Here is a 248-nt window from a genome sequence, read left to right as displayed (position 1 = left end):
CAGGATCACAGCTCCAACAGCCGCAATCGCGCTAACGGGAATACCGAGCGGCTCGAGGACAAAGAACCCAACCAGCAGAAGAATTAAAACTATCCAGCCGGTTCTGAAGGTTGCCAGATCTTTAATCGCCTTCGCCGGTGCTTTCAGGAGAGCCAGGTCGTAAGTCGGTGGAATATCTTTGCGGAAGAACAGATGCAGCATCACCAGCGTGGCGATAATAGCGGCAATATCCACCGGCACCATTACCG

General features: G+C 53.2%; 1 protein-coding gene. It reads right to left on the bottom strand.

All coding sequences use genetic code 11. The annotated features are described in order from the left end of the window. Positions 1–248: ArsB/NhaD family transporter (locus ACLJNW_RS27310; protein ID WP_410961685.1), on the bottom strand; the 248-nt coding region annotated here is incomplete at both ends.

The organism is Salmonella sp. SAL4457 (assembly GCF_046548235.1).
Lineage (GTDB): Bacteria > Pseudomonadota > Gammaproteobacteria > Enterobacterales > Enterobacteriaceae > Salmonella > Salmonella enterica.
This window is presented reverse-complemented; position numbering and strand designations above follow the sequence as displayed.